This is a genomic window from Halovivax ruber XH-70 (genome assembly GCF_000328525.1).
Taxonomy (GTDB): Archaea; Halobacteriota; Halobacteria; order Halobacteriales; family Natrialbaceae; genus Halovivax; species Halovivax ruber.
Genome location: NC_019964.1, coordinates 1,583,469 through 1,607,189, shown reverse-complemented (window position 1 = coordinate 1,607,189; position 23,721 = coordinate 1,583,469). Strand labels below are relative to the sequence as shown.

The window sequence follows — 23,721 nt, the reverse complement described above, 5'->3', positions numbered from 1 at the left end:
GCGAGTCCCTTTTTGCCGCTGCCGATCCAGAACGGCTGTGCGTATCGAAAACAGTTTCAATCCAGTTCGTGGCGTCGGCGAGAAGACGGAACGGAAACTGTGGGAGGCCGGCGTCAGACACTGGGAGGAGTTCGACGGGTCGGTCGTCGGGCAGACACTGGCAGATCGGATCGAGTCGTTCATCGACACTGCCCAGGATCGACTCGACCGTGGTGCCTACGACTTCTTTGCCGAGTGCGTGCCGGCGAACTCCCACTGGCGACTGTTCGAAAACGCCGGGTCCGAGGCGTGCTATCTCGACATCGAGACGACCGGGTTGAGTCGGGAACGCAACGTGGTCACGACCGTCTCGCTCTATCAGAACGGCACCGCCGAAACACTCGTTCGCGGCGACGACCTGACAGCCGACCGGCTCGCTGCCCGACTCGACTCCGTTCCGTTGCTAGTGACCTTCAACGGGCGCCGGTTCGACGTTCCATTTCTCGAGTACAATTTCGATCTCGATCTCACACTGCCGCACATGGACCTCTACTCTGCGTGTCGGACCGTCGGACTCACCGGTGGGCTCTCCGACGTCGAACACACCCTCGGTATCGAGCGGGATCGGCCGGACATCTCCGGCCGCGACGCCGTTCGCCTCTGGCACGAGTACGAACGAGGGAGTGAGTCCGCCCTCGAGACGCTCGTCGAGTACAATCAGGCCGACACGATCAATCTCGAACCCATCGCGACCGAAGTGACGACTCGACTCGACGAAACGATCTTCCGCGACGCTCACTCGACGACGGACTAGTCGTCAGTCGAGAGCTGATCGTGTCGAACTCGATTACTCTGACCCCGGGTCAGAGACGGACACCGATCCATCACTGGTGACGGTGACGTCGTACCCACAGAACTCGAATTGAACCGATCCTGGCGTTGCATCGTCGTCGTACGAGAACAGTGACTCCAGTGCATCGGGATTACACACGTGATAGAGCGCTTCGTACTCCGGCGGACGGATGGCCGTCGGGTCCACGCCTTCCGCGTTCGCAATCGCACTGACGATCGAGACGCTCAGTGACTCCTCCACCCCCGCTGATCGATCCGCTGAAACCAGCATTGCATCGATCCAACCCGCCACGACTGATAAAGCTACCGAGATTGTCCAATTATATCCCATAATACGTTAAATAGTCCATATCTGGACTATCTTGGGAGCTGATTAAAGTAGGAGCTGCTCTTCATCCGTATCGGCTGATGAACCGTCTCGATTCGACAGTCGATTCAAGGGCCGCTCCGTTCAACTGGCTGACTACAGGGAGACTAGCTTTGAACGTAAAGTCCGAAGCCAGGGGTGGGATTTGAACCCACGAAGTCTCGATTACAAGTCGAGTGCATGAACCGCCCATGCTCCCCTGGCGCGTTTTCGGTCGTCACTCCGGCCTTAGCCGTCACCCTTTGAGTGTGTATCGTTTTTCTCTCGCGCTCGAAGTGACCGTTCCATGATCCGGCGGCGCGATTCGTAGTCGTGGTCGCGATAGAATCGGCGAGCTGATTCGTTGTCCTCCAGTACTTCGAGTCGGCAGACGTCGGCCCCCCGGTCGGCGAGTTCCGTTTCGGCTGCATCGAGTAACGCTGTGCCGATCCCTTCGTTGCGGTGGGCCGGGTCGACCCAGATATTCGTGAGGAGGCCACGCGTTGGGTCGACGGCGACCGTCTCGGTCTCGACGGTGAAGGTCACGAAGCCAACGATCTCGTCGCCCACCCTCGCGACGAGGAGGCCGTTCGCGACCTGTTGTGCCGACAGAATCTGTCGCATCGGTTCTCGGTTGTCGTCGACGTGGACCGCAGAGCCGTGTGCGCGTTGTTCGTCGGCCAGTCGGAGCCAGCACTCGAGGACCTGATCGACGTCAGTTCCAGACGCAAATTCGACGACTGGCTCAGGATACTGGGGCATTGTCGAGGGCGCAGACGGCGGGCAGGGTGTCGCCGGTGAGTAGCGCGAGTGCCGCCCCGCCACCGGTACTCACGTGTGTGAACCCGTCGATTCCGAGGGCGTTCATCGCCGAGGCCGTGTCACCGCCTCCGACGATGCTCGTCTCGACAGTGGCAGCGGCCCGGTACAGTGACTGGGTTCCCTCGGCGAACGTCTCGTTCTCGTAGACGCCAGCGGGCCCGTTGAGGATGACCGTCTCCGATTCTTCGAGGATCTCCTCGTACGCTGCGAGGGTCTCCGTGCCGACGTCCATCGCTGGCTCGTCGTCAGCCGGCGGCATCTCGCCGACGGGAAGTTCGACTCGGTCGCCGTTGCGTTCGACGGCCACGTCGCGTGGGTACTCGATCCGATCGCCGTACTCCTCGAGGAGAGCGGCCGCGCGGTCGATCTCGTCCCAGTAGCCCTGGTCGTAGATGAAGTCGGTACTCGCCTTCCCGACGTCGTGATCGTCGGCGACGAGAAAGACGTTGCCGACCACGCCGGCGGTGAGGACCGTATCGGCGAGATCACGTTCGAGTACGTCACGGGCAGCGTCGATCGACCCCGACACTTTCGCGCCGCCGAGGACGTAGGTTCGCGGGCATGTCGTCGATTCGATGTCGTCTAAGACAGCGAGTTCCCGTTCCATGACCTGACCGGCGTAGCTCGGAAGAACGTGCGGGAATCCAACGATCGAGGGCTGGGATCGGTGGGCTGCGGCGAACGCGTCGTTGACGTAGACGTCGAGGACCGGCGCGAGTCGCTCGACGAGATGCGTCGTTGCCGCGTCGGCGGAGTCGAACTCCATGTACTCCTCGCTGTAGAACCGAGTGTTCTCGAGGACGACACACGTACCGTCCGTGAGATCGGCGATGGCAGCCCTGGCTGACGTGCCGTGGGTCTCGTCGACGTACTCGACGGGTGCGTCGAGGAGTTCGTTCAGTCGATCAGCGTGCGGTTCGAGTGTCGTGAACGAGTCACCGCCCGGGCGGCCCTGGTGTGCGAGGAGCGCGACGCGGGCGTTACGTTCGAGCAGAGACGAGATCGTACCGACGTGGGCTCTGATGCGAGAATCGTCGAGCAGACGGCCGTCCGCGTCGACCGGACTGTTGATGTCGACACGGAGCCCGACGACGGTCCCAGCCGCGTCGAGATCGTCGAGGGTGGCAATCATTACACGGAGATCCACTGACCGTCCCAAAAGGTCTTTCTATCGGACGCATTCGCGGCGGCTCAGACCGACCGGCAATCGGTACAGACGAGTTGTCCGTTTCGTTCCCAGAGTGAATCGGCAAGCGATCCACAGACTTCACAGATACTCTGGGTGGTGTACTCGGTTCCGCCGTTCGCTGCTGCCTGGACCGCGCCCGACTCGGGCGTCGCCATCGTTCGGAGTTCGGCCTCGTCGATGGCCGTCGCACCGGTAAACGAGCCCGCCGCGGTGATGACGTCTCGCTGGGTCAACACGCCGACGATCCCGTCGCCGTCCTCGACGACCAGATTTCTGATCTCGTCACGCGCCATGACGTCCGCGGCGTCGGTGAGCGAGTGATCCGGCGGGATCGAGATCACCGGTGACGACATTACGGATCCGACGGTCACGGTCGACGGATCGGTTCCGTCTTCGACGACGCCCAGGACGTCCCACTCTGTCATGATTCCGATCGCACTCGATCCGCGGACCACCAGCACCGAACCCGCTCGCTCGGTTCGCATGAGTTCGACAGCACCGCGAACGCTATCGGACTCACTGACGCCCACGTAGGACGTCGTCAGAACGTCTTTGACCGACACCTCCGGTTCCATGTGAGGGGTTAACACGCAGTCCCCCTAAAACCTAGCCCCGATACGCTTATTCCGCCGTGCCATCTACTTTTCTGAGCCACTATCTGGGCGTTCTGTGCGAGAAAAAACCGCTGCTTCGTGACGGAAACCAGTGTGGCAGTCTCTCGATGATTGCAGTGTGTTCGAGCGCGTGTTTTGCGTCCATTCCGGCCCGGATACAGTACTCGAATCAGTGCTGTCGACGTCTCAGCTCATCGACCTGAACTGGTCCAGCACCTATTCCCACGCGAGATCGAGGATCGATCCAGTTGCTCGACAGTGTTCGAGCGCGTGTTTTGCGTCCATTCCGGCGACGTGTGCGGTGTTCCCCCGCCCGACACCGACGCGTAACTCGACGCCGACTGCCGACTCGACGTGGTCGATGGCGTCCTCGTAGGCTGCTCGATCGAGCGTTGGACAGACAGCGATGATGTTGTCGCCGCCGACGAAGAACGAGAGGCTGTCGTGGGCCGAGCGCATGTATCGCATCAGTTCGGCGTACCCCTGCTCGATCTCGATGAAGCTGTCGAAGGCGTTGAGTTCGTCCGTGTACTCGCCGGTGGCGTCGACGACGTCGAAGTGGGCGATCTGGACGTCCGATTCGGTTCGATGAGCGTCGTCGACGATCCGCCCATCGAGCACGTTCCGACGGTCAGCGTCTTGGGCACTGCCGGCGTCCTGAATGAGCGCTGTCGCGTCGGAGAGCGCCTGGATCGGCGTCTGACCGGTTGCGATACCGAGGCTGACGGTCACCGGGTACCGGTTGTTTATCGACTCCTGAAGCAACCGGTGGTCGTCGATGTCGAGCCCGTTCGTCACGCCGACCATGTTGTCGAAGCGGGTGAAGAACACGTAGCCGTCCCGGGCGCCGACGAACTGCGAGACGTCGGCGTAGAGGCGGGACTGTAAGGTCTGGAGATCCGCTTCGCGGCGCGGTTCGGGCGTGACCGTCCACGGCCCGTAGTTGTCGATCTGAAGGAGTGTCACCTGCGTGTTCGTCACGATACCTGAACGAAACCACCACCATCGGATAAGTGATACGCAATCCAGATCTGAGATGGGGTGCGGTCCGAGCTGAGATGGGCGACGATAGTGTAAGTGCCGCGGGAAAATGGGGTCGTTGCGATTTACGGGGAAGCGGGGTCGTCGCGGGTTTACGCGGGAAAGTGAGATCGCCCCGAGTTTACGCAGGATTGTGTTCCGGGTTCGCTCCTTTCGGGTGGTACTCCCAGAAGTCACCGGAACGCATCGCGTCGCCGACGGCTTTGTGCATATCGACGATCGTCTCGAACTCGTCGGGTTCGACGTGCTCGAAGATGTCGGCGAGTGCGACGACACGACGGTGGTTGATTCGGATCGGTTCGTCACCGTGTTCGGCAACGAACTCGTCTCGGTCGAGCGGGAAGTCTTCGTCTTCGTCGACTTTCTTGGCGATGACGGCCATATCGTACTTGCGACCGCCCTCGCTTCCGTCCTCGCCGTCGGGGTCGTGCGGCCAGTCCATACCGGTGCTCTCGTCGGTGGGTGCAAAAACGTTACTCACGCCACATCTATCAGATGGGATACACTCTGGTGCAGTGCTAGCGGTCGCACAGTCGAATTCTTCGTCAGGGAGTCACTCGTCGATAGCCTGTTCCTGTGCGGCGAGTTCGGCCAGGATCTCCTCACGGTGTTCGTCGAGAATCGGGGCGCGTCCCCGGGGTTCGGGATTCGTCTCGCTCATCTTGATCGCGCTGCCGGCGATGCGAACGGACTCGTCTGCACCGGGTTGTTCGACCTCGTAGAGCATGTCTCGATCGTGGACGTGGTCGTCGGCGAAGATGGCTTCGGTGTCCTGGACGGGAGCGACTGGAACGTCACCCTCGAGCCGGTCGATGACGTCGGCCGTCTCGTGCTCGCGCATCCAGGCGGCGATCTCGTCGTAGAGAGACTCACGGTGTTTCAGGCGAGCGGCTGGGGTCGCATACTCCTCGGCGAGGCCAGGCCTGTCGATGGCCGCACAGAACGCCCGCCAGTGGTTGGTGCCGAACGCGGAGACCACGACGTAGCCGTCCGCGACCTCGTAGGCATTGTACGGGAAGAGTGTCGGATGGGCGTTGCCACAGCGAGTCGGCGCCTCGCCCTCGTAGGACTGGAGGTAGATCGCGCGCTCGGTCATACTGAGCATCGAGTCGTACATCGCCGTGTCGACGTATTGGCCCTCACCGGTCCGGTCGCGGTGGTGGAGCGCGCCGAGGATGCCGATGCAGTTGAGCGTCGCCGTGAACAGGTCCCCGATGCCGGGACCGACCTTCATCGGTGGCCCGTCGGCCTCGCCCGTGATCTCCATCACGCCGCCGAGTGCCTGCGCGATGATGTCGAACGCTGGCTGCCCTTGGCGATCTGTCTTGCCCGTTCGCGGATCGCCGAAGCCACGGATCGACGCGTAGATCAGTTCGGGATTGTGTTCGGCGAGTCGTTCGTACGACAGATCGAACGACTCCATCGTGCCCGCGCGGTAGTTCTCGACGACGACGTCGGCCGATTCGACGAGGTCCAGGAACGTGTCGCGGTCGTCCCCGGCGAGGTCGAGTTCGATACTTCGTTTGCCGCGATTGACGCTCTGGAAGTAGCCACCGTAGGGTTCGGCGTCCGGATCGTCGACGTACGGCGGATTGGATCGGATGAGATCGCCGCCCGGCCGTTCGATCTTGACGACATCGGCACCCATGTCGGCGAGTAACATCGTACAGTACGGCCCTGCAAGCACCTGCGTCAGGTCCAGCACGCGCACGTCCGAGAGTGCTCCCATGCTCCGGCGTAACTCGAAGACGGGGTTAACGTTTTCTACCGGATCCCGTCGGAGCTACTCTCAGCCATGCCGTGTCAACGTGACTCATACAAAGGCGTATAAGGACTATTATCATGATAAATCATTACCTTTAAGCCCCGATCTATCATGGTTCTGCATCCATGCCGACAACAGTCGTCCTCGGGGTGATCGGCTCCGACGCGCACGTGGTTGGCGTCACGATACTCGAACGAGCGCTCGACGCAGCTGGGTTCGAGGTGGTCAACCTCGGCGTCCAGACCGAGCAGGCGGAGTTCGTGGCGGCCGCGACAGACCACGACGCGGACGCGATCCTCGTCTCGTCGCTGTACGGGCACGCCGAACAGGACTGCACCGGGTTCCACGACCACCTCGAGAACGCTGGCGTCGACGCGGTCACCTACATCGGTGGCAACCTCGCCGTCGGCCAGGACGACTTCGCTCAGACGCGTGCGACATTCGAGTCGCTCGGGTTCGATCGCGTCTTCGATCCGGAGACGGATCCGACGGAGGCGATCAACGCCCTTCGGCGCGACCTGAACCTCACGACGGAACCCGATCGCCTCCGGGTGACCTCCTGACCAGATGGTTCGCGACGAGCAACTTTCGTCGGACGGACTCGCCACGATAGACGAGGCGGTTCGTGCCGAGTGGCCAACGGGCGAGGCGGCCACCGTCGACGATGCCATCGCATTCCACGAGGGGCTTCCCCCTTCGAAGGAGTTCGCGACCGTTCTCGAGTCCGCCACCGAGCCGCTGTTGCAACCACGGGCCGGGGTGGCCAGGCTCGACGAGCAGATCGAACTTCTCACGTACTTAGAAGAGACCGGTGAGGCCGATCTCTTGCCGACGACGATCGACTCCTACACGCGCGATAACGAGTACGGGAAGGCACGGACGGGACTGGAGAAGACACGCGAATCCGACGCCGACGCGTTGAACGGCTTTCCGGCCGTCAATCACGGCGTCGACGGGTGTCGCACGCTGGTCGAGTCCGTCGACGGGCCGATCGAAGTCCGCCACGGGACACCGGATGCGCGCTTGCTCGCGGCGGTCACACTCGCTGGCGGCTTCCAGAGCTTCGAGGGGGGCCCGATTTCGTACAACATTCCGTACACCAAGCGCGGCGACCTGGCGACGACGATCGAACACTGGCAGTACGTCGATCGGCTCGCTGGCGTGTACACCGAACGCGGGGTCCGAATCAATCGCGAGCCCTTCGGACCGTTGACCGGGACGCTCGTCCCCCCGTCCATCGCGATCGCGATCATGATCGTCGAGGGGTTGCTCGCAGCGACGCAGGGCGTCCGCTCGCTGACGCTGGGATACGGACAGGTCGGAAACGTCGTCCAGGACGTCGCCGCATTGCGGGCCCTGCGCGCGCTGGGCGAGGAGTACCTCCCGAACGAAGTGTGCGTGACGACTGTCTTCCACGAGTGGATGGGTGGATTCCCACCCGACGAGGCCCGGGCGAACGGCGTCATCGGGCTGGGAGCGCTCACGGCGGCGATCGCACGTCCGGACAAGGTGATCACCAAGTCGCCCCAGGAGTTCCAGGGCGTGCCGACGAAGGAGGCAAACGCCGCGGGACTGCGGACGACGCGACAACTACTCGATATGGCGATGGAACAACGACTCGACATCGATGGCGTCGAGTCCGAACAGGACCTGATCGAACGGGAGACACGATCGCTCCTCGAGGCGGTCTTCGAACACGGCGAGGGCGACGTAGCCCGCGGTGCCGTGCGCGCGTTCGAAACAGGTGCGCTCGACGTTCCCTTTGCGCCGAGCGAGAGCGCGAAAGGGGCCTGCCTCCCGGCGCGCGACGACGACGGTCGCGTTCGACTGTTCGACTTCGGCGACCTGGCCTTCGACGACGAGATCAAGGAGATCCACGCCGCACGGCTCGAACGACGCGCCGAGACCGAGGATCGATCGACCTCGTTCCACATGGTCGCCGACGACGTCGACGCGATCAGTAACGGTCGCCTCATCGGGCGTCCGTCAGAGTCCAGCCGGTCTGGTGGGGTGTCGGATGCAGATTGAATCAGTCGTCGCCACGCCCGGCGTCTCCGGATTCTACTTCGACGACCAGGCAGCGATCGCCCAGGGCGCCAGTCGTGACGGATTCGTCTACGAGGGCGACCCCGTCACGGCAGGCTTCGATCGGGTTCGCCAGCCGGGTGAATCCCTCGTCGTGACGCTCGCCCTCTCGGACGGCTCGACCGTCCGTGGCGATTGCGCTGCCGTACAGTACAGCGGCGCCGGCGGACGCGATCCGTTGTTCCAGGCTGCGGAGTACGTCGACCTCGTCGAGGGACCGATCGCCGACGAACTTCGCGGTAGGGACGCCGCAGCCTTCGCCGCGAACACGGCGACAATCGAATCACTGTCGCCCGACGGTGACCGACTCCATACGGCAGTGAGATATGGCCTCTCACAGGCACTGCTCGCCGCTGCAGCCCGCGCTGAGCGCACGACGATGACGGACGTCGTCGCGGACGCGGTCGACACGACACCGGCGACCCAGCCGATTCCAGTGTTCGGACAATCCGGCGACGACCGGTACGCGAACGCGGAGAAGATGCTCCTCTCCGGCGTTCCGGTTCTCCCGCACGGACTCTTCAACACCCGCGAAAAAGTCGGCCCGTCCGGTGACGGACTTCTCGAGTACGTCGAGTGGCTCCGTGCCCGAACTGACGAGCTCGGTCCGTCGGGGTACGAACCAACGTACCACCTCGACGTCTACGGGACGATCGGCGACCTGTTCGGACCACCGTTCGATCGTGATCGGGTGATCGAGTACTTCGGTGATCTCGAGGACGCAGCTGCGCCCTCCGATATTCAGATCGAAGGGCCGATGGACGCCGGCAGTCGCGAGGCACAACTCTCGGCGATGGCCGAACTCCGGGAGGGGCTCGCCGACGCCGGTGTCGATGTCGACATCGTCGCCGACGAGTGGTGTAACACTCTGGCGGACGTGAAGGCGTTCGTCGACGCCGGTGCCGCCGACGTGGTGCAGGTCAAGACGCCAGATCTCGGTGGGCTCCAGCGGAGTGCAGCAGCCGTGACGTACTGCGACGGGACGGACACGCGCGCCTATCTCGGCGGTACGTGCAACGAGACTGCGACCTCGGCTCGCGCGACAGCTCACGTCGCGCTCGCCACCGACGCCGCCCAGGTCCTCGCCAAACCCGGGATGGGGTTCGACGAGGGCTACATGCTCGTCGAGAACGAGATGCGTCGAACCGTCGCGGTTCGCCGTCACGCGAAATCGGGGGTGCCGGCCGATGACTGACTGGACGGATCCGGAAACGTTCGGTCACGTCCTCGACCACAGTGAGACGCTGGAAACCGGCCACTACGCGGAGTTCTTCGACGAAGGTGACGTCATCGAACACGACCCTGGGCTCGTCCTCTCACAGTGGGGCACCGAACTGTGGACGAGTCAAACGCTGAATCACGATCCAACGTACTGGCGGACAGACCGAGCCGCAGACGCGGATTTTGACGAGCGCCCGATCCATCCGGATTACCTGCTCGCCGCGACGCTGGGGATCACCGTCGAAGATCTGAGTGAGAAGGGCGGGTACTTCCTCGGGCGGACGAACGGGCGATTCCATCGCGACGTCTACCCAGGTACCGAACTCCGGGTCGAGAGCGAGGTACTGTCGGTCGAGGAGTCGGGATCCCGTCCGTCGTATGCGATCGTCACCTGGCGAACGACGGGGCTCGATGCGGAGACGGGCGAACCACTCTGTTCGTACGACCGGACCAACATGATTCCGCGGCGAGAACCCGCCCGCGTCACCGATGGCGGCCCAGCGTCGGCCGACGAGGCTAGCGGAGCGGAGGAAGCGGAAGGAGGAGCGGAGGCGGAAGAGGGAGAAGCGAAAAAAGAGGGCGAAAGGGAAGAGGAGGGTGCGGATATCCCGAGTGGCCCGTTCGTCGCTCCCGAGGGACCTCACTTCGAAGATTTCGTCGCCACACTCGAAACGGCCACCGATCACGACGGCGTCGCGGCCTACCGACACGAACGCGGGCGAACGATCGACGACGTGACCGTCGCGACGTTGCCACTCTCGACCCTCAACACCGCCAAGCAGCACCACAACGTGGACGCGATGGCCGACGCCCCGTCGGGCGATATCGTCGCCTACGGCGACGTGTCCAGATCGATCGCCCTCGGACACGCCCGGTCGGACGAGGCGACCTACCGCGACCTCGGGTTCGACGACGAACGGTTCCACACCTTCGTCACGCCGGGAGACACGATCTACGGGTTCACCCGGGTGCTCGAGACGGTCGAACTGTCCTCGACGGACGGATCGACTCCGAGCCCTCTCTCCGCGTTCGACGGCGAGATACCCGCAGATAGGGCTGGCCTCGTCAGATTCCAGCACATCGCGTTCAATCAGCGAGACGAACCGGTCTACTCGGGTCGACGACTCGCGGCAATCCAGACCAGACCGTAGCCCACTATCGCACCACTCGAACGACAACGCGCCGAGAAGCGTTCAATCCAACCACCAATCCACCATGACGACCACCGACACGACACGACTCTGTCGAAGTTTCCAGACCGCCCCGGCCGCCGTCCCGAAGGCCGATACGGCGAAGTACCTGCGTTCGGGACTCACCGCCGAGGGGTTCGAGGCACCCGACTGGCTCGTCCCCGACCTCGAGGACGGCACGGCACCCTCGATGAAAGACGAGGCGCTCGAGAACACGGTCGACCTGCTGGGAACCCACGATTTCGCCGGTGAGTGCTGGCCACGAATCGAGTGGAGCGACACGAGCGCCGAACTGCGAGAACGCGGTCGCGATCAGATCGAGACCCTGGTACGCGAGGTCGACGAGCACGTCGACGGTGTCGTCGTCCCGAAAGTCGGCGGGATCGAGGATTTCGACCGCGTGTGTCGGACCCTCGCGGACGTGCGCGAGACGTACGACGTTCCCCAGGACGAGATCGGACTCGCGATTATTCTCGAAACCGCACAGGCACGATCAGCACTTCGAGAGATCGCCCATCGCGCGGCTGACACACCACTTTCGGCCATCGTCTTCGGTCCCGTCGACTACACCGCCCAGCTCGGCGGGCGGGACGTCGGATCCGGTCGCCCTCGATGGGATGGGACGCTCGAAGCACTCTCGATAGAGACGAGCGCGAATGATCTCCTCGCGATCGGCGGCCCCTTCGACGAACTGTTCACGACGCGCGCGGGCGTCACTGCCTATCGCGCCGAGGCGTACGCCGAACAGGTCGAACTCGAGGCCCACCTCGGTCTCGACGGCTCCTGGTCCTTGCACCCGAAGCAGACGGTCCAGGCCAACCACGTCCACATGCCGCTCCCCGACGAACTCGAACGCGCCCTCGATCGAATCGAGCGCGCGACGGCCGCTCTGGATGATGGAACGGGGGCCGTATCGATCGACGGCCAGATGATCGACGAGGCGACGATCAAGAACTTCCGCAACACGGTCTCGCTCGTCAGAGCGATAGACGACCGAGCGCCCCAGCAGACGGCCAGCAGGTACGACGAGGAACTCCTCGCCCACGCTCGAGACATCGATCTCGCCAGTCCGTAGATTTTCCCCGCCCACCGGCTCCCAGCCGTCGTATCCCGACGTCGAGCTATGCCGACAACTGCTGAAATTTGCCCCACAGATTCGGGTTCCGATCGGCGACTCGTTTCCACGACGCGGTCGATAGTTTTACGATGGTGAGTTGAGTACCATGGCGCCGAGTTGACTCCCACGAATGCCGACGGAATCTCGCAGCCGATGTGTCCGCTGTCGACGTGAACCGGGCTACAACAGGGCCGTCATCGATCTCGTCTCGGACGACGCGGTCGGTGCACTCTGTCGCAACTGCGAACTCGATGTCCTCCCAGCGACGGATGTCTTCGAACGCGGCTCGATCGACGGGGACTGCGGCTGTCCCGGCTGTGAACGAGACGCGACCGTCTCCTTCCCGCGATGGCTGCCCACGACCACGGTCTCTGACGGGGTCGTCGAATCACGCGTCGAATACACTGCCGACGAAAACCCCTTCGCCCTCTGTGACGAACACTACGACGACCTCGTTTCCGGCGCCTCGCTCCTCTCGTCGCCGCAGTCTGCCGCCGCCGAACACCGGTAACGTTTCGATTTCGTATCCATAGGAGTCCCCGCTACGCGTCGAAATTGTGCGTGAGAACGCGGTGGGGTTGGGATTTGAACTACCCCCGAGAACCTGATCGCTCCGCTCACAGAACCTCGGTATAATTCAAATCCCACCGTATCCGCTTCGCTCCTCACCTTCGTTCGGAGCAGAAGACGGTGGGGATGGGATTTGAACAACGCCCAGACGTGCTCACTTCGTTGCGCGCGACTGGTCTCCTTCAAATCCCATGTCTACGCTTTGCTCGTCACGTCCGTTCCTCGCAAAAGACGGTGGGGATGGGATTTGAACCCATGAGGCTGACGCCACCTGCTTTCAAGGCAGGCGCAATAGGCCGCTCTGCCACCCCACCGCAGGTGGTCGTTTTCTGCCCGGTCAAAAAGCGTTGTCGGTCCGACCTACGCGTCGGGCTCGTCTCGGTCCCGATTTGCGAACCCCAGGTCCTCGAGGGCGGCGGCCGTCGCGTCTGGAACTGGTTCGTTCGCAGCGCGACGGGCGTCGATCGCGGCCGCCGTGGCGGTAATTCCAGTGTCAGTGGTGACACGCGGAACCGTGGGCGTGAATCCGATGGATCGATCGGCCTCGCGAGCCCGTTCGGCGAGCGTCGAGAGGACTGGCGGTTCGCACGCATCGGTGAAGTCGATCGGGTCCGTAAACGCCGCGAGGTAAACGTCGCCCGTTCCGTCGGGGCCGAGGATGACCGAGTCGCGACGGACCTTCATCGGGACCCCGTCGACGTCCGCTCGGCGGACCAGTGGCGCGAGTGGATCGAGAACGCAGACGGACGCGGCCGCTTCCTGTTCGAGCAAGTGCGTGACCGTATTTCCCAGTCGGGCTGCAGGCGTCGAGCCGACCTGGCGTTCGAATCGGACGTCGTCACTGACCACGTCGTCGACCAGCGCACGACATACCTCGGCGGGATCGTCCGATCGGTCCGTCTCGGGAAGCGTCTCCTCGTCGCGGTAGTTGACCAGAACTTGGCCGCTGCTCGCCTCGGCGATCGCCGCGACGTCGGCGACGGCCGCCTCGTACAGAGTTTCGAAGGCGTTCGAGGCGTCCGGCGCCGCGATCGAGAAACGTCGCGAAATACACTCACTCCACGGCGGTGAGACCGGCAGGACGACGATCATACGTGCGCCGACGGCGTCCACCCCCAAGAGCGCGCCGTTTTCTGCCCACCTGTTCGCTCGATGAACCACCACGATTAACTCGCGACGCGGTCACTATCGCCCATGCAAACCCAGACGACAGCCAGACGAATCGGAGGCGCACTCGGCGTGCTCACCGTGTTAGGCACCATCGCACTCGGGGTCTACGGGGTACTCAGTGGATCCGTTCTCGATCCATCGACGATTCGTCCACTCACGACGGCTCTGAGCGGCGTGGTCGTCTTCGTGGCCGTCGCACTCGCCGCGACCGTCGGCGCCCGTGGTGGCGGCTGGCTCGAAACGCCGTACTGGTAAGAGAGCGAGAATCGATTTTCACGTTTCCGCTGGTGTCCGAGCCTGATTCACGAATCCCCGGTCGTCCCTGTTGGGGGTATCCCGGGTGGAAAGCCGCTATCTGCTGCGTCGGCCCTTCGTCTGTCGGTAATCGGCCGCCATGAGCTCGGCGAAGCGACGCACCCAGTCATCGATTTCGTCCTCAGTCGCCGTCGTCGGGTTTATCAGTGGAACGAGTTCGAACCCACGTCCGCGAATCGACTCACCGTGGTGGTCCTCGATGCGAAGTTCCTCCGGGTTTCGCGTGGTGTACTCGGCGCCCAGGCTGGTGAGCGCTCGCTGCCCGATCGGAACAAGCAGGTGCGGATTGATCATTCGAACCTCCGCGTCGAGGTACGGTTCACAGTTCGTGATCTCGTCGTCGGTCGGGCCACGTTCGGGGTGGCGACACCGTGTCAGTGACGTGAGGTAGGCGTTTTCCAGCCGCGGTTCGGCCGGATCGCTCGTCAGGTCACATAAGCCCAGTCGGCCGAGGATTCGTTGGAGGGGAGTGAACTCGTCGTCGCCGGCGAAGGGGACCCCCGTCGAGTCTGCCCGAATGGTCGGCCTTTCACTCACGAAACAGAAGTCCGCGGTGACGTCACCGTAGCCGTGGACGACCGTCTCGCGCGTCTCACAGAGCGCCGGACAGTTCCGGCAGTCCGCGTCCATCCCGAAGGGATTCGACCGGGTCTCCTGTGCCATCGTCTGTTGCTGGGGTGGCCGGACAAAAAAGCACCGCGGTGGCGTATCTCTGGGGGGATATTCCAGCGCGTACTACCGATCGAGACCGCCCTGTTCGACGACTTCGAGGATGAATTTGACGTTTCGAACGACGTCCTCCGGATCTGTCTGTTCGTCGGGATCGTAGATGTCGCTCGTGCGATAGAGGATGTTCGCCAACTGTTTGCGTTCGCTCGAATCGCCGCGGATGTCGTCGGCGACCGTCCGGAGGAGTTCGACGCGTTCCGGGTCGGGGTCGAATTCGTCGTCACTCATGCGTTGTCCCGTCGTCAGTGCTCCGTCGGTGGCGTCGAGCGGTGCGTTTCGGTGGCGATCGCCTGCCGGTGGACGATGCCGACGTTGTCCGCGATCTCGGCCGTCGCGTCGGCGAACGCGTCGGCCGTCTCGCCGTCTCCGAGGACAGTCGGTTCACCTGCGTCTCCGCCTTCTCGAACGGTTGGGTCGAGTGGGATCGATCCCAGGAACGGGAGATCGTGCACCTCGGCGAACGCCTCGCCGCCACCGGAGCCGAAGATGTCGTGCTGGCTGCCGCAATCGGGGCAGGCGAACGTGGCCATATTCTCGAGGATACCGAGGACGACCGTCTCGTGCTCGGCGAACATCTCGAGGCCCTTGCGCGCGTCGTCCAGTGCAACGTCTTGCGGGGTGGTGACGATGACGGCCCCCGTGACTGGCATCGTCTGGAGCATCGTCAGTTGTGTGTCGCCGGTCCCCGGCGGCAGGTCGACGACGAGGTAGTCGAGGTGGCCCCACTCGACGTCCTCGGTCAGTTGCGTGATCACCTTGTGGACCATCGGGCCGCGCCAGATGACCGGATCGTCCTCGCCGACCAAGAATGCCATGCTCATCAATTTCACGCCGTACTTTTCCGGCGGAACGAGCGTCTCGTCCTCGGTGGCCATAGGGGGTTCGTCGGCGTCGATCATCCGGGGGACGTTCGGCCCGTAGACGTCCGCGTCGAAGAGCCCGACCCGGGCGCCGCGATCGGCGAGTCCGGCGGCGAGGTTGACCGCGACGGTCGACTTTCCGACACCACCTTTCCCGGAGGCGACGGCGATGACGTTCTTGACGTTCGGCAAGACGGCGTCTTCGGCGCCGGAGTCGTCTCGACCGGGGACGCTCGCCGAGATGTCGACCTCGTAGCCCTCCCCCGACAGGTGGTCGCGAATAGTACCCGCAAGCGCTGTCTCGTCGGGTGAGTACGGGGCGCCGAGTGCGAGATCGACCTGAATCGTCTCGTCGGTCACCGTCACGTCGTTGATCAGCCCGAGCGAGCCGAGATCGCCGTCGAGGGCCGGGTCCTCGATGTCGGCGAGTCGGTCGCGTACGGCTTCCTCGTCCATACCGACACGCGGGCACCTGGCTCGAAAAGCGTTGTGTTACCCACACGCACCGAACACCATCCTCCCACCGACACGCGGGGTCCATCGGTGAGAGTACCCGAAACGGCTATTGCCCGGACGGCCGACCCCTGAACCATGATCGATCAAACGGCCGAGGAGATCCGCCAGATGCAAACACACAGTTCCTCGGCGGTTGCTATCCGAGCGACGCGGGCCCTCGAATCGATCCTCGACCGCGAGTTCGCCTCGATCGACGCGTTCGAGACGGCACTCGAACAGAACGCGTCGATCCTCCGGCAGGCGAATCCCTCCCACGCCTCGTTGCAAAACGCCCTGAGGAAAGTCGTCGCAGAAAGCGTCGATTCCGAGGCCGAAACGGTCGCCGAGGCGAAGTCCATCACGCGGGCGATCATCGAAGACGTTGCAACACGGATCGAGTCCGGGAAGCGTCGGGCCGCCGAGAACGCAGCCTCGGTCCTGTCGGGCGGGGCGACGCTCATGACGCACGATTACTCCTCGACGGTCCTCGAAGCGCTCGAGATCGCGACGGATGCGGGAGCCACGTTCGACCTGTACGTGACAGAGGCCCGGCCACGGTACATCGGTCGAAAAGCGGCCAGGGAGTTCGCGACGATCGACGGCGTGGACGTGACGCTCATCACCGACGCTGCGGGTGGCTATCACCTGCGGGAGTGCGATCGCCTCGTCGTCGGGATGGACTGTGTCGTCGACGACGTCCTCTACAACCGCGTCGGGACCTTCCCACTCGCAGCGACGGCGTCACAACTCGACGTTCCGGTCACCGTCCTCGGCGCCGCCTCGAAGCTCATCACGCAGGGGTTCGTCTTCGAGAACGAGTTCCGCGCCGACAGCGAAGTCATGCTCGAACCCGCGAGTGGCTTTTCGGTCTCGAACCCCGCGTACGACGAAACGCCGGTCGAGCTCGTCGACCAGATCATCACGGACGAAGGGACCCGAACGCCCTGAGAACGGTCCTCGGTCCTGAAGAAGACACTCCGCCGTGGCAACATTTCGACCAGCCAAAGACAACATCCGACGGCATTGGTGGGAACCGTAACACGTCTCCCCTCCCTTCCCCCTCGTTCTAACCGCTCACCCGTGGTATCGGACGTATGCGACTCGTGCAGGTGTACATTCCACGCGGTGAACGTGAGTCGTTACTCGCGTTGCTCGACGCCGAGGCGGTCGAATACGGGGTGATGGAGGAGACGAGCGAGGGCGCCTACGAGGCGATCGCCTCGATACCGGTGGCGGTCGGGGCGGTCGATTCGGTGCTTTCGTCGCTTCGAGCGGCCGGTCTGCACGACGACGTCAGAATCGTCGTTCTCGGCGTCGAGGCCGCCGTATCGGGGGGTGAGACGGCAGATGAACTCGACGACGGACACCTGTCTCGAGACGAACTCCGCGCGCGAGCCGCCGACCTCGCGCCGAGATTTTCGACCTTTGCGGTCCTGCTCGTCCTCAGCAGTCTCATTGCGACGGCTGGACTGTTGACCGATTCGGCAGCGACGATCATCGGCGCGATGGTCGTTGCACCGCTCATGGGACCGGCATTGACAGCGAGCGTCGGTGTCGTGGTCGGCGACGACGACCTCGCCTCTCGGGGCGTGACGCTACAGGGAATCGGCCTGCTACTGACGGTCGCGACGGCAGCACTCCTCGGGGTGGCGCTCCGTGGAACGGTCTTGCTCCCGCCAGGGCTCGATATTGCGACGATTCCCCAGGTGCACGAGCGCGTGACCCCGACACTGCTGTCCCTGATTCTCGCACTCGGCTCCGGTGGCGCTGCTGTCGTCAGTCTCACGCGCGACGTCGGCTCCGTGCTCGTGGGTGTCGCAATCGCCGTTGCCCTCGTTCCGCCGGCTGCCGTCGCTGGGCTGGGCATCGCCTGGGGTGAGCCCATGGTCGTCCTCACCTCGGGGACGCTGGTGTTGGTCAACGTTCTGGCAATCAACCTCACCGCGCTGGTCCTCCTGTGGCTGCTCGGCTATCGACCACAACGAATCGAGAGCCTGGACCGGACTGCCCGACGGGTGCTCACTCGATCCGTCATCGTTATCGGGGCCATCGCCCTGCTCACCGTCGTCCTGGTTGGCGTGACACTCGGCACGTATCAGACCGCGAGTGTCACTCACGACGTCGACGAAGAACTCGAACGGATGAGCGACGATCCCGCGTTCGCCTCCAGCGTGTTTCACGAAGTGGACGTCTCGTACGACCTTCACGACGTGTACACCGGCCAGACTCCGACGGTGACGGTCGTGGCAGAACATCCACCCGATGACTCGGTGGACCCGGACCTTGTAGACCGTGTCCGTGAGCGACTGGAGGCGGCGACTGGAACGGATGTGCGTGTCACACTCGAACTCGTCGAGACGCAGCGAAGTGGGTGAGACAGACTGGTGAGAAAGCGGTTCGCCCGCATGCGAACCGTAATCGAACAGGCTGTTTTTGCGTTTCAACGCGCACTTGTCGATACAATCATCACCTGTGTGGGGAAATACACGAAAAATGGCCAATTAATGGGTCACAAAAGTTATTTCGAGGCAACCCCTGACTCCGCCAATGGGCTCCCGGTATCCGCTCGTTTCCACCGAGCAAGTGGGGATTACTCCGACACCACGATCAACCGTCACTATCGCACCGGGTGGTATCGCGTGAGCGGTCTGGGCGTGGGGATCGTCGGCCTCGGTGGGATGGGTCATCTGCACGCGTCGACCGTGCAAGAACTTGGCGCGACGGTCGTCGCCGGAGCGGACATCGCCGCCGAGTCCCGTGCCGAGTTCGAGGCATCGTTCGACGCGACCACGTACGAACGGTACGACGCGCTCGTCGCCGACGAGGCCGTCGACGCGGTCGTCGTCACCACCCCAAATCGGTTTCACGAACCGATCGCGGTCGCGGCACTGGAAGCAGGATTGTCTGTCCTGATCGAAAAGCCGCTCGCCCACACGGTCGAAAGCGCTCGTCGCATTGTGGAGGCCGCATCGTCGTCACCTGGGTGTGCGATGGTCGGGTTCCACAACCGACACGCAGGCTCCGTTCGACTCTTCGATGCCCAGCGTGACCGAGACCGATTCGGGGAGATCAGACACGTCGAGACGAACTACGTTCGCCGTCGGGGCATCCCCGGCACCGGATCGTGGTTCACGGACGAGTCGTTATCCGGCGGCGGTGCACTCATCGATATCGGCGTTCACGCGCTCGATCTGTCGCTGTACGCGATGAACTTCCCGGAGATCGTCGAGGTCACCGGCCAGACGCGGTCGGCGTTCGGTGACTCGCGGTCAGTCGCCGATCCGGACGCGTTCGGCGGCCCCGGATCGGACGAAACGTACGACGTCGACGATTCGGTCTCGGCGTTCGTTCGAACCGCTGACGGACGGACGATTTCGCTCGAAGCAGCCTGGGCGACGAATCGAGAGCCATCGATGGACGTCCACGTCCGCGGCAGTGACGCCGGTGCGAGGTTCGAAATCGGTGACTCCACCTGTCGCGTGCTCGATGCGGGTGTCGCCGGTGTCGACCACTACGAGGACGTCGAACTATCGGCCGAAGCGGCCGAACCCGGCTATCGAATTCAGGACCGCCACTTCCTCGAGTGTGCGGCCACTGGCAGCGAGCCCGAGACGAACACGGTCGAGCAGGGCTTGCAGGTCCAGCGCGTGATCGAGGCGATCTACGAATCGGCCGCGACGAATCGAAGCGTCGCGTTGACGCCGCGCGCAGAGATGCAGGACGAGCAACTGACCGCTCCGGAAGTACAGTAAGCGCTACTCGAAGCACGAACGTGATCGCAGAAGTGTTGCGCTGACCGCAGCTGAGAAGTCGGTTAGGGAGCGGACGGATGGAGACCGTCTGCTGAGAGAATCGGACGTCGATATGCGGCCAACGGTGTCTCGACTCCGAATAGTCGAATAGTTTCGTTCCCACGTGTACCGATCACGTCGTACTACAAATCAAGTCGGCTGCTCACAATCCGGCGGGAGAAGATCTTCGCTGGGAGGATTCTATAAGACTTCGTCGAAATCGTGGTGGCCGTGGATATCGACGCCGTCGTCGGTGATTTCACAGAGGAAGATGCCGTTCCCGGACCCGGTGTCACGTTCGACTGCCGACTTGATCCCGCGAGCGGCGATCGTCATCGCCTCGTCGTTCGAGAGGCCGTCCTCGTAGGACTGCTCTAGGTGGCCGTAGGCGAGTTGCATCCCGGAGCCAGTGACGGTGTAATCGTCTTCCATCACGCCGCCGGCTGGGTCGATGCTGTAGACGTGGCTTCCCTCGTCGTCGACGCCGCCCAGGATCGGGTGGATCGCGAAGAACGGGCCGCCGCGAGCGAAGTTGCCGGCGAGCGTCGCCAGCGCGTCGATGCTCATATCCTCACTGTTTCGCGCCTCGTAGAGGTTGACTTCCGCGCGAAGGTTCGAGATGAACGACTGCGCGCCGCCGACGCTCCCCACGAGGGTCAGGGCGGCCGTCGGGTGGATCTGTTCGACCTTCTGGACGTTCTTGTTCGAGACGAATCTGCCGCCCAGACTCGCTCGCATGTCGGTCGCGATGACGACGCCGTCGGCTGTGGAGATGCCGATCGTCGTCGTCCCAGTTTTGTTGACGTTGTCGAGGTCAGCCTCGTCGATGTCGTTTTGGGGCAGTGAGCCGAGTTCCGGACTGTACGGATCACTGTGACCGGCGAGTCGATCAGCGGTCGTCGAGAAGTCGTCGACACTCGGTTGACGCATTGATCGAGACTAACGGGCGGGACGGTATAAAACATCGGCGGTAACGGACCCCGTTAGCTGGGTTCGATGCCCAGCCGAGGACCTGCCGACTGGCGCTGCTACGACCAGCGCTCGTCTGCAACGTTCTGCCTGTTACTGACCGAGAAGTACAATCTTCGTGACGGAGCGGGCCTGTATCGACGTGTGGTTCGATGTCAGGGCAGGGTGAACGGTACCGTCGACGACCATCGCCTCACTGCAGAATGTGGTCGCTTCCGAAGTCGGAGGGAGTGATCGCTGTAATCAGGGCTGGGTACGCTCGTAGGCCGCCTCCATTCGGCCGATAACTCGGTGAATGGGGAACGAGACCCCAGCCTGCCTGGTGAGCAGTGCGATCGGCATCAGGAGGATCCCGAGCAGGATCGTCAACTGGTACAGGGTGAACATGGCCGCACGGTGGGCGCGGGTTGTCATCGCGTGGTCGGTGCTCAGCCGCAGGGCGTACATAAGTCTTCCTGCCGAAGACGGTTTGTCCCGATTCATCATGTGCGACCACCCCCGTCACGTCGTGCGATTAAACTCAGGTTTACTCGGAGACAATTCGACTGTCCTTCGGCCGAACCACGGATAACGCGGCGGGCATGTACTCCGAGAATTCTCGTAACGTATCGTCATCATTTGCGTCTCGGGCGCGCGTCGTTCTGGCCATAGGCTGTCGTCGATCCAACATGCGGACGGATGACGATCCATCATGGATGAACATCAGTCCACGAAGGAAGGACGACAATCGATCACGGATGTACGCCGAACGGGTAGTCCGTTTCGCGAGTGGAAACCGCAAAGAAGGTGGCCACGGGAAACGAGGGTTCCGTATGAGCAACTATCTCGTTGCGATGGAAGCTGCCTGGTTGGTTCGTGATGTGAATGGCGTCGACGACGCGATCGGTGTCGCGGTGAGCGAGGCCGGCAAACGGCTGAACGCCGCGGATATGCAGTACGTCGAAGTCGAAGTCGGCGCGACGGGCTGTCCGGCCTGTGGCGAACCGTTCGACTCCGCGTTCATCGCCGCCGAGACCGCCCTCGTCGGCCTGGCCCTCGAGATGGAGGTCTTCAACGCCGATGGGGAAGAACACGCTGAGCGCATCGCCAAGAGCGAAGTCGGTGGCGCGCTCAAAGACGTCCCGCTCGACGTCGTCGAGATTTTCGAAGAGACCGACGAGGAAGAAGCAGCCTGAGTCGGCTCCCGTTTCTCACTGGTTCGTCAAGCAGTCCAGTACCGTCCCGTGTCTGCGAGGACTCGGTCTGATCCAAACACCTAACTATAACCCCAGGTAATCTATTTGCATGAATCTGCCGACGCCTGCGGACCTGCGACAGCGCCGGACCGACCTGGAACTGACCCAGAGCGAGCTGGCGGACCGGGCCGACGTTTCCCAGCCGCTGATCGCCCGAATCGAAGGCGGAGACGTCGATCCCCGACTCTCGACGTTGCGTCGAATCGTCACCGCACTCGACGAAGCGGAAGGAGACATCATTCGGGCCGGGGACCTGTTGAACGAGGATGTCGTCAGTGTCGCTCCGGACGACGCAGTCAGCGACGCCGCCACGTTGATGGAGTCAGAAGCGTACTCGCAACTCCCGGTTATCCAGGACGGGATTCCGGTCGGCTCGATCAGCCAGAGCGAACTCGTCCACTTAGACGAAGATTCCCGGAACGAACCGGTCTCCGAACACATGGCGGAGAGTTTTCCCACCGTCTCGAAGGACGCCACGCTGGACGAGATTAGCAATCTACTGGACCACTACAAGGCGGTGATGATCACCGAGTCCGGACGCACGGTTGGGCTCATCACCGAAGCCGATCTCGCCGCGAGACTGTCTTAATCGCCGCTCGGCGCCGCCCCACCGGGTGAGGAGAGCGAAGTCGCACACAGTTCGGTCATCGCGCGCCGGAGTCGCTGTGAGATTGCTGATTTTGAAACGCCCAGCTTTGCGGCGAGCTCGTCCTGGGAAATCCCTCTGGGGACGTCGAAGTATCCCAGTTCGTAGGCGACCGAGAGCAAGTGCTGTTGTTTGTCGGTCAACCCGAGCACCGGTTCGGCGTCGTCGCTACTAGATCGCAACTGCGTTACCTGGACGGAGATGTCCCGGTCTTTGCACGCGTCGTTGAAGGCGACCAGCGCATCGCGTGAGGGAAACTGCAACTGAAAGATCCACGCCGCGGTGGTCCCGTCTGCGTCCAGCACGCGCCCACCTTGCTCCGCAATCGGGCCGGACAGGGAAACGGCCCGGTCCGTCACTTCCAGTCGGAAGGCGACGCGATCGCCGGTTCGATCGACGCAGACTGGGTTCGCGACTGTTGGGTCACGCTCGAACGCTGCCAGCAAATCCGATAGTTGCCCACCGCGGACTGTGACGAACTGGTAACAGACGCCGTCGTTTCGCGCGCGATATTCGGGTGTGACCGAAACGTCGTCGATCGAACGGAGCGTCGGTCGGAGGAGCAATCGATCGTGATCGAGGTGCAGTTCGGCAACGACACCGTCACCAGCGGTCGCCGGGGTACGGTCTCTCCGAGTGCGTTCGACTGGCCCCGACTCGGTCTCTCGGCGGGGACCGGACTGCCGAGCGTCGGTACTCACCGTTCCCACCTCCCGATCG

General features: G+C 63.1%; 27 protein-coding genes and 2 tRNA genes. 13 read left to right on the top strand and 16 right to left on the bottom strand.

Going from position 1 to position 23,721, the window contains the following annotated elements:
* Positions 1-37 precede the first annotated feature (37 nt).
* On the top strand, positions 38-793 hold the full coding sequence (locus HALRU_RS07565) for a ribonuclease H-like domain-containing protein (protein ID WP_015300808.1): 756 nt from the start codon (positions 38-40) through the stop codon (positions 791-793).
* A 33-nt stretch (positions 794-826) separates the two neighbouring features.
* Here HALRU_RS07565 and HALRU_RS07560 read toward each other — a convergent pair whose 3' ends face one another.
* The 8 genes from HALRU_RS07560 to mct all read right to left on the bottom strand — a co-directional run bounded on the left by HALRU_RS07560 (position 827) and on the right by mct (position 6,572).
* Positions 827-1,102 (bottom strand): HalOD1 output domain-containing protein, encoded by a 276-nt coding sequence (locus HALRU_RS07560; protein WP_015300807.1) that lies wholly within the window; start codon positions 1,100-1,102, stop codon positions 827-829.
* 226 nt (positions 1,103-1,328) lie between these two features.
* Positions 1,329-1,402: transfer RNA gene (locus HALRU_RS07555), tRNA-Thr, on the bottom strand.
* Positions 1,403-1,426: 24 nt separating this feature from the next.
* Complete coding sequence (locus tag HALRU_RS07550) at positions 1,427-1,939, bottom strand: GNAT family N-acetyltransferase (RefSeq protein ID WP_015300806.1); 513 nt, start codon at positions 1,937-1,939, stop codon at positions 1,427-1,429.
* The gene (locus HALRU_RS07545) at positions 1,923-3,131 is read right to left on the bottom strand and encodes a phosphoglycerate kinase (RefSeq protein WP_015300805.1); all 1,209 of its coding nucleotides are present in this window, start codon (positions 3,129-3,131) and stop codon (positions 1,923-1,925) included. Before HALRU_RS07545 ends, HALRU_RS07550 begins: the two co-directional genes overlap by 17 nt.
* A gap of 59 nt (positions 3,132-3,190) precedes the next feature.
* Entirely contained in the window at positions 3,191-3,763 is a 573-nt protein-coding gene (locus HALRU_RS07540) for a CBS domain-containing protein (RefSeq protein WP_015300804.1), read from the bottom strand.
* Between the two features lie 255 nt (positions 3,764-4,018).
* Positions 4,019-4,783 (bottom strand): GTP cyclohydrolase III, encoded by a 765-nt coding sequence (locus HALRU_RS07535; RefSeq protein WP_015300803.1) that lies wholly within the window; start codon positions 4,781-4,783, stop codon positions 4,019-4,021.
* A 181-nt stretch (positions 4,784-4,964) separates the two neighbouring features.
* Positions 4,965-5,285, bottom strand: a complete 321-nt coding sequence (locus tag HALRU_RS07530) for a DUF5785 family protein (protein ID WP_007696438.1) — start codon at positions 5,283-5,285, stop codon at positions 4,965-4,967.
* Between the two features lie 111 nt (positions 5,286-5,396).
* Positions 5,397-6,572, bottom strand: coding sequence for a succinyl-CoA:mesaconate CoA-transferase (gene mct, locus HALRU_RS07525; RefSeq protein WP_015300802.1), 1,176 nt, complete (start codon positions 6,570-6,572; stop codon positions 5,397-5,399).
* Positions 6,573-6,733: 161 nt separating this feature from the next.
* Between mct and glmS the strand changes: the two genes are divergently transcribed.
* The 6 genes from glmS to HALRU_RS07495 all read left to right on the top strand — a co-directional run bounded on the left by glmS (position 6,734) and on the right by HALRU_RS07495 (position 12,732).
* On the top strand, positions 6,734-7,171 hold the full coding sequence (gene glmS / locus HALRU_RS07520; protein WP_015300801.1) for a methylaspartate mutase subunit S: 438 nt from the start codon (positions 6,734-6,736) through the stop codon (positions 7,169-7,171).
* Between the two features lie 4 nt (positions 7,172-7,175).
* Positions 7,176-8,636: a methylaspartate mutase subunit E gene (locus tag HALRU_RS07515; protein ID WP_015300800.1), complete on the top strand. Its 1,461-nt coding sequence runs from the start codon at positions 7,176-7,178 to the stop codon at positions 8,634-8,636.
* Entirely contained in the window at positions 8,626-9,888 is a 1,263-nt protein-coding gene (locus tag HALRU_RS07510) for a methylaspartate ammonia-lyase (RefSeq protein WP_015300799.1), read from the top strand. The genes HALRU_RS07515 and HALRU_RS07510 overlap by 11 nt, the downstream gene beginning before the upstream one ends.
* Positions 9,881-11,065 carry a 2-methylfumaryl-CoA hydratase gene (gene mch, locus HALRU_RS07505; protein WP_015300798.1) on the top strand — a complete coding sequence of 395 codons (1,185 nt, stop codon included), beginning with the start codon at positions 9,881-9,883 and terminating at the stop codon, positions 11,063-11,065. The genes HALRU_RS07510 and mch overlap by 8 nt, the downstream gene beginning before the upstream one ends.
* Positions 11,066-11,129: 64 nt before the next feature.
* Positions 11,130-12,179, top strand: a complete 1,050-nt coding sequence (citE, locus tag HALRU_RS07500; protein ID WP_015300797.1) for an L-malyl-CoA/beta-methylmalyl-CoA lyase — start codon at positions 11,130-11,132, stop codon at positions 12,177-12,179.
* Positions 12,180-12,351: 172 nt separating this feature from the next.
* The gene (locus tag HALRU_RS07495; protein ID WP_007696463.1) at positions 12,352-12,732 is read left to right on the top strand and encodes a hypothetical protein; all 381 of its coding nucleotides are present in this window, start codon (positions 12,352-12,354) and stop codon (positions 12,730-12,732) included.
* Positions 12,733-13,023: 291 nt separating this feature from the next.
* Here the strand turns inward: HALRU_RS07495 and HALRU_RS07490 are convergent.
* Together HALRU_RS07490 and HALRU_RS07485 are read right to left on the bottom strand one after the other, a co-directional pair.
* Positions 13,024-13,105: transfer RNA gene (locus tag HALRU_RS07490), tRNA-Ser, on the bottom strand.
* Positions 13,106-13,151: 46 nt separating this feature from the next.
* On the bottom strand, positions 13,152-13,883 hold the full coding sequence (locus tag HALRU_RS07485; protein WP_015300796.1) for a hypothetical protein: 732 nt from the start codon (positions 13,881-13,883) through the stop codon (positions 13,152-13,154).
* A gap of 102 nt (positions 13,884-13,985) precedes the next feature.
* Here HALRU_RS07485 and HALRU_RS07480 point away from each other — a divergent pair, with 102 nt between their 5' ends.
* On the top strand, positions 13,986-14,216 hold the full coding sequence (locus tag HALRU_RS07480) for a hypothetical protein (protein ID WP_015300795.1): 231 nt from the start codon (positions 13,986-13,988) through the stop codon (positions 14,214-14,216).
* 96 nt (positions 14,217-14,312) lie between these two features.
* Here HALRU_RS07480 and HALRU_RS07475 read toward each other — a convergent pair whose 3' ends face one another.
* The 3 genes from HALRU_RS07475 to HALRU_RS07465 form a co-directional block, all read right to left on the bottom strand.
* Entirely contained in the window at positions 14,313-14,939 is a 627-nt protein-coding gene (locus HALRU_RS07475) for a uracil-DNA glycosylase (protein WP_015300794.1), read from the bottom strand.
* 72 nt (positions 14,940-15,011) lie between these two features.
* Positions 15,012-15,233: a hypothetical protein gene (locus HALRU_RS07470; protein ID WP_007696470.1), complete on the bottom strand. Its 222-nt coding sequence runs from the start codon at positions 15,231-15,233 to the stop codon at positions 15,012-15,014.
* Positions 15,234-15,247: 14 nt separating this feature from the next.
* Positions 15,248-16,321, bottom strand: coding sequence for an Mrp/NBP35 family ATP-binding protein (locus HALRU_RS07465; RefSeq protein WP_015300793.1), 1,074 nt, complete (start codon positions 16,319-16,321; stop codon positions 15,248-15,250).
* Positions 16,322-16,456: 135 nt separating this feature from the next.
* On the opposite strand from HALRU_RS07465, the gene HALRU_RS07460 reads away from it, so the two are divergent.
* The 3 genes from HALRU_RS07460 (at position 16,457) to HALRU_RS07450 (ending at position 20,112) form a co-directional block, all read left to right on the top strand.
* Positions 16,457-17,308 carry a translation initiation factor eIF-2B gene (locus HALRU_RS07460; RefSeq protein WP_015300792.1) on the top strand — a complete coding sequence of 284 codons (852 nt, stop codon included), beginning with the start codon at positions 16,457-16,459 and terminating at the stop codon, positions 17,306-17,308.
* Between the two features lie 146 nt (positions 17,309-17,454).
* Entirely contained in the window at positions 17,455-18,735 is a 1,281-nt protein-coding gene (locus HALRU_RS07455; RefSeq protein ID WP_015300791.1) for a TIGR00341 family protein, read from the top strand.
* 30 nt (positions 18,736-18,765) lie between these two features.
* Positions 18,766-20,112: a Gfo/Idh/MocA family protein gene (locus HALRU_RS07450; RefSeq protein ID WP_015300790.1), complete on the top strand. Its 1,347-nt coding sequence runs from the start codon at positions 18,766-18,768 to the stop codon at positions 20,110-20,112.
* Between the two features lie 240 nt (positions 20,113-20,352).
* On the opposite strand, the gene psmB is transcribed toward HALRU_RS07450, so the two are convergent.
* On the bottom strand, positions 20,353-21,081 hold the full coding sequence (gene psmB, locus HALRU_RS07445) for an archaeal proteasome endopeptidase complex subunit beta (RefSeq protein WP_015300789.1): 729 nt from the start codon (positions 21,079-21,081) through the stop codon (positions 20,353-20,355).
* A 282-nt stretch (positions 21,082-21,363) separates the two neighbouring features.
* Positions 21,364-21,534: a hypothetical protein gene (locus HALRU_RS15655; RefSeq protein WP_171814984.1), complete on the bottom strand. Its 171-nt coding sequence runs from the start codon at positions 21,532-21,534 to the stop codon at positions 21,364-21,366.
* A gap of 398 nt (positions 21,535-21,932) precedes the next feature.
* Here HALRU_RS15655 and HALRU_RS07440 point away from each other — a divergent pair, with 398 nt between their 5' ends.
* Together HALRU_RS07440 and HALRU_RS07435 are read left to right on the top strand one after the other, a co-directional pair.
* A complete protein-coding gene (locus tag HALRU_RS07440; RefSeq protein WP_148680470.1) occupies positions 21,933-22,295 on the top strand; it encodes a DUF555 domain-containing protein in 363 nt (120 codons plus the stop codon).
* Between the two features lie 109 nt (positions 22,296-22,404).
* Positions 22,405-22,944: a CBS domain-containing protein gene (locus HALRU_RS07435; RefSeq protein ID WP_015300786.1), complete on the top strand. Its 540-nt coding sequence runs from the start codon at positions 22,405-22,407 to the stop codon at positions 22,942-22,944.
* Here HALRU_RS07435 and HALRU_RS07430 read toward each other — a convergent pair.
* Positions 22,941-23,702, bottom strand: a complete 762-nt coding sequence (locus tag HALRU_RS07430) for a helix-turn-helix domain-containing protein (protein WP_015300785.1) — start codon at positions 23,700-23,702, stop codon at positions 22,941-22,943. The two genes, HALRU_RS07435 and HALRU_RS07430, sit on opposite strands and share 4 nt — an antisense overlap.
* Positions 23,703-23,721 lie beyond the last annotated feature (19 nt).

Excerpts from the sequence above, each read along its gene's own strand:
- HALRU_RS07530 (WP_007696438.1), bottom strand. The coding sequence starts at position 5,285 with ATGGACTGGCCGCACGACCCCGACGGCGAGGACGGAAGCGAGGGCGGT.
- psmB (WP_015300789.1), bottom strand. The coding sequence starts at position 21,081 with ATGCGTCAACCGAGTGTCGACGACTTCTCGACGACCGCTGATCGACTC.
- glmS (WP_015300801.1), top strand. The coding sequence starts at position 6,734 with ATGCCGACAACAGTCGTCCTCGGGGTGATCGGCTCCGACGCGCACGTG.
- HALRU_RS07455 (WP_015300791.1), top strand. The coding sequence starts at position 17,455 with ATGCGACTCGTGCAGGTGTACATTCCACGCGGTGAACGTGAGTCGTTA.
- citE (WP_015300797.1), top strand. The coding sequence starts at position 11,130 with ATGACGACCACCGACACGACACGACTCTGTCGAAGTTTCCAGACCGCC.
- HALRU_RS07450 (WP_015300790.1), top strand. The coding sequence starts at position 18,766 with ATGCGAACCGTAATCGAACAGGCTGTTTTTGCGTTTCAACGCGCACTT.
- HALRU_RS07540 (WP_015300804.1), bottom strand. The coding sequence starts at position 3,763 with ATGGAACCGGAGGTGTCGGTCAAAGACGTTCTGACGACGTCCTACGTG.
- HALRU_RS07475 (WP_015300794.1), bottom strand. The coding sequence starts at position 14,939 with ATGGCACAGGAGACCCGGTCGAATCCCTTCGGGATGGACGCGGACTGC.
- HALRU_RS07485 (WP_015300796.1), bottom strand. The coding sequence starts at position 13,883 with ATGATCGTCGTCCTGCCGGTCTCACCGCCGTGGAGTGAGTGTATTTCG.
- HALRU_RS07545 (WP_015300805.1), bottom strand. The coding sequence starts at position 3,131 with ATGATTGCCACCCTCGACGATCTCGACGCGGCTGGGACCGTCGTCGGG.
- HALRU_RS07480 (WP_015300795.1), top strand. The coding sequence starts at position 13,986 with ATGCAAACCCAGACGACAGCCAGACGAATCGGAGGCGCACTCGGCGTG.
- HALRU_RS07465 (WP_015300793.1), bottom strand. The coding sequence starts at position 16,321 with ATGGACGAGGAAGCCGTACGCGACCGACTCGCCGACATCGAGGACCCG.
- HALRU_RS07435 (WP_015300786.1), top strand. The coding sequence starts at position 22,405 with ATGAATCTGCCGACGCCTGCGGACCTGCGACAGCGCCGGACCGACCTG.
- HALRU_RS07470 (WP_007696470.1), bottom strand. The coding sequence starts at position 15,233 with ATGAGTGACGACGAATTCGACCCCGACCCGGAACGCGTCGAACTCCTC.
- mct (WP_015300802.1), bottom strand. The coding sequence starts at position 6,572 with ATGGGAGCACTCTCGGACGTGCGCGTGCTGGACCTGACGCAGGTGCTT.
- HALRU_RS07560 (WP_015300807.1), bottom strand. The coding sequence starts at position 1,102 with ATGCTGGTTTCAGCGGATCGATCAGCGGGGGTGGAGGAGTCACTGAGC.
- HALRU_RS07495 (WP_007696463.1), top strand. The coding sequence starts at position 12,352 with ATGCCGACGGAATCTCGCAGCCGATGTGTCCGCTGTCGACGTGAACCG.
- HALRU_RS07440 (WP_148680470.1), top strand. The coding sequence starts at position 21,933 with ATGAGCAACTATCTCGTTGCGATGGAAGCTGCCTGGTTGGTTCGTGAT.
- HALRU_RS07515 (WP_015300800.1), top strand. The coding sequence starts at position 7,176 with ATGGTTCGCGACGAGCAACTTTCGTCGGACGGACTCGCCACGATAGAC.
- HALRU_RS15655 (WP_171814984.1), bottom strand. The coding sequence starts at position 21,534 with ATGACAACCCGCGCCCACCGTGCGGCCATGTTCACCCTGTACCAGTTG.
- HALRU_RS07460 (WP_015300792.1), top strand. The coding sequence starts at position 16,457 with ATGATCGATCAAACGGCCGAGGAGATCCGCCAGATGCAAACACACAGT.
- HALRU_RS07550 (WP_015300806.1), bottom strand. The coding sequence starts at position 1,939 with ATGCCCCAGTATCCTGAGCCAGTCGTCGAATTTGCGTCTGGAACTGAC.
- mch (WP_015300798.1), top strand. The coding sequence starts at position 9,881 with ATGACTGACTGGACGGATCCGGAAACGTTCGGTCACGTCCTCGACCAC.
- HALRU_RS07510 (WP_015300799.1), top strand. The coding sequence starts at position 8,626 with ATGCAGATTGAATCAGTCGTCGCCACGCCCGGCGTCTCCGGATTCTAC.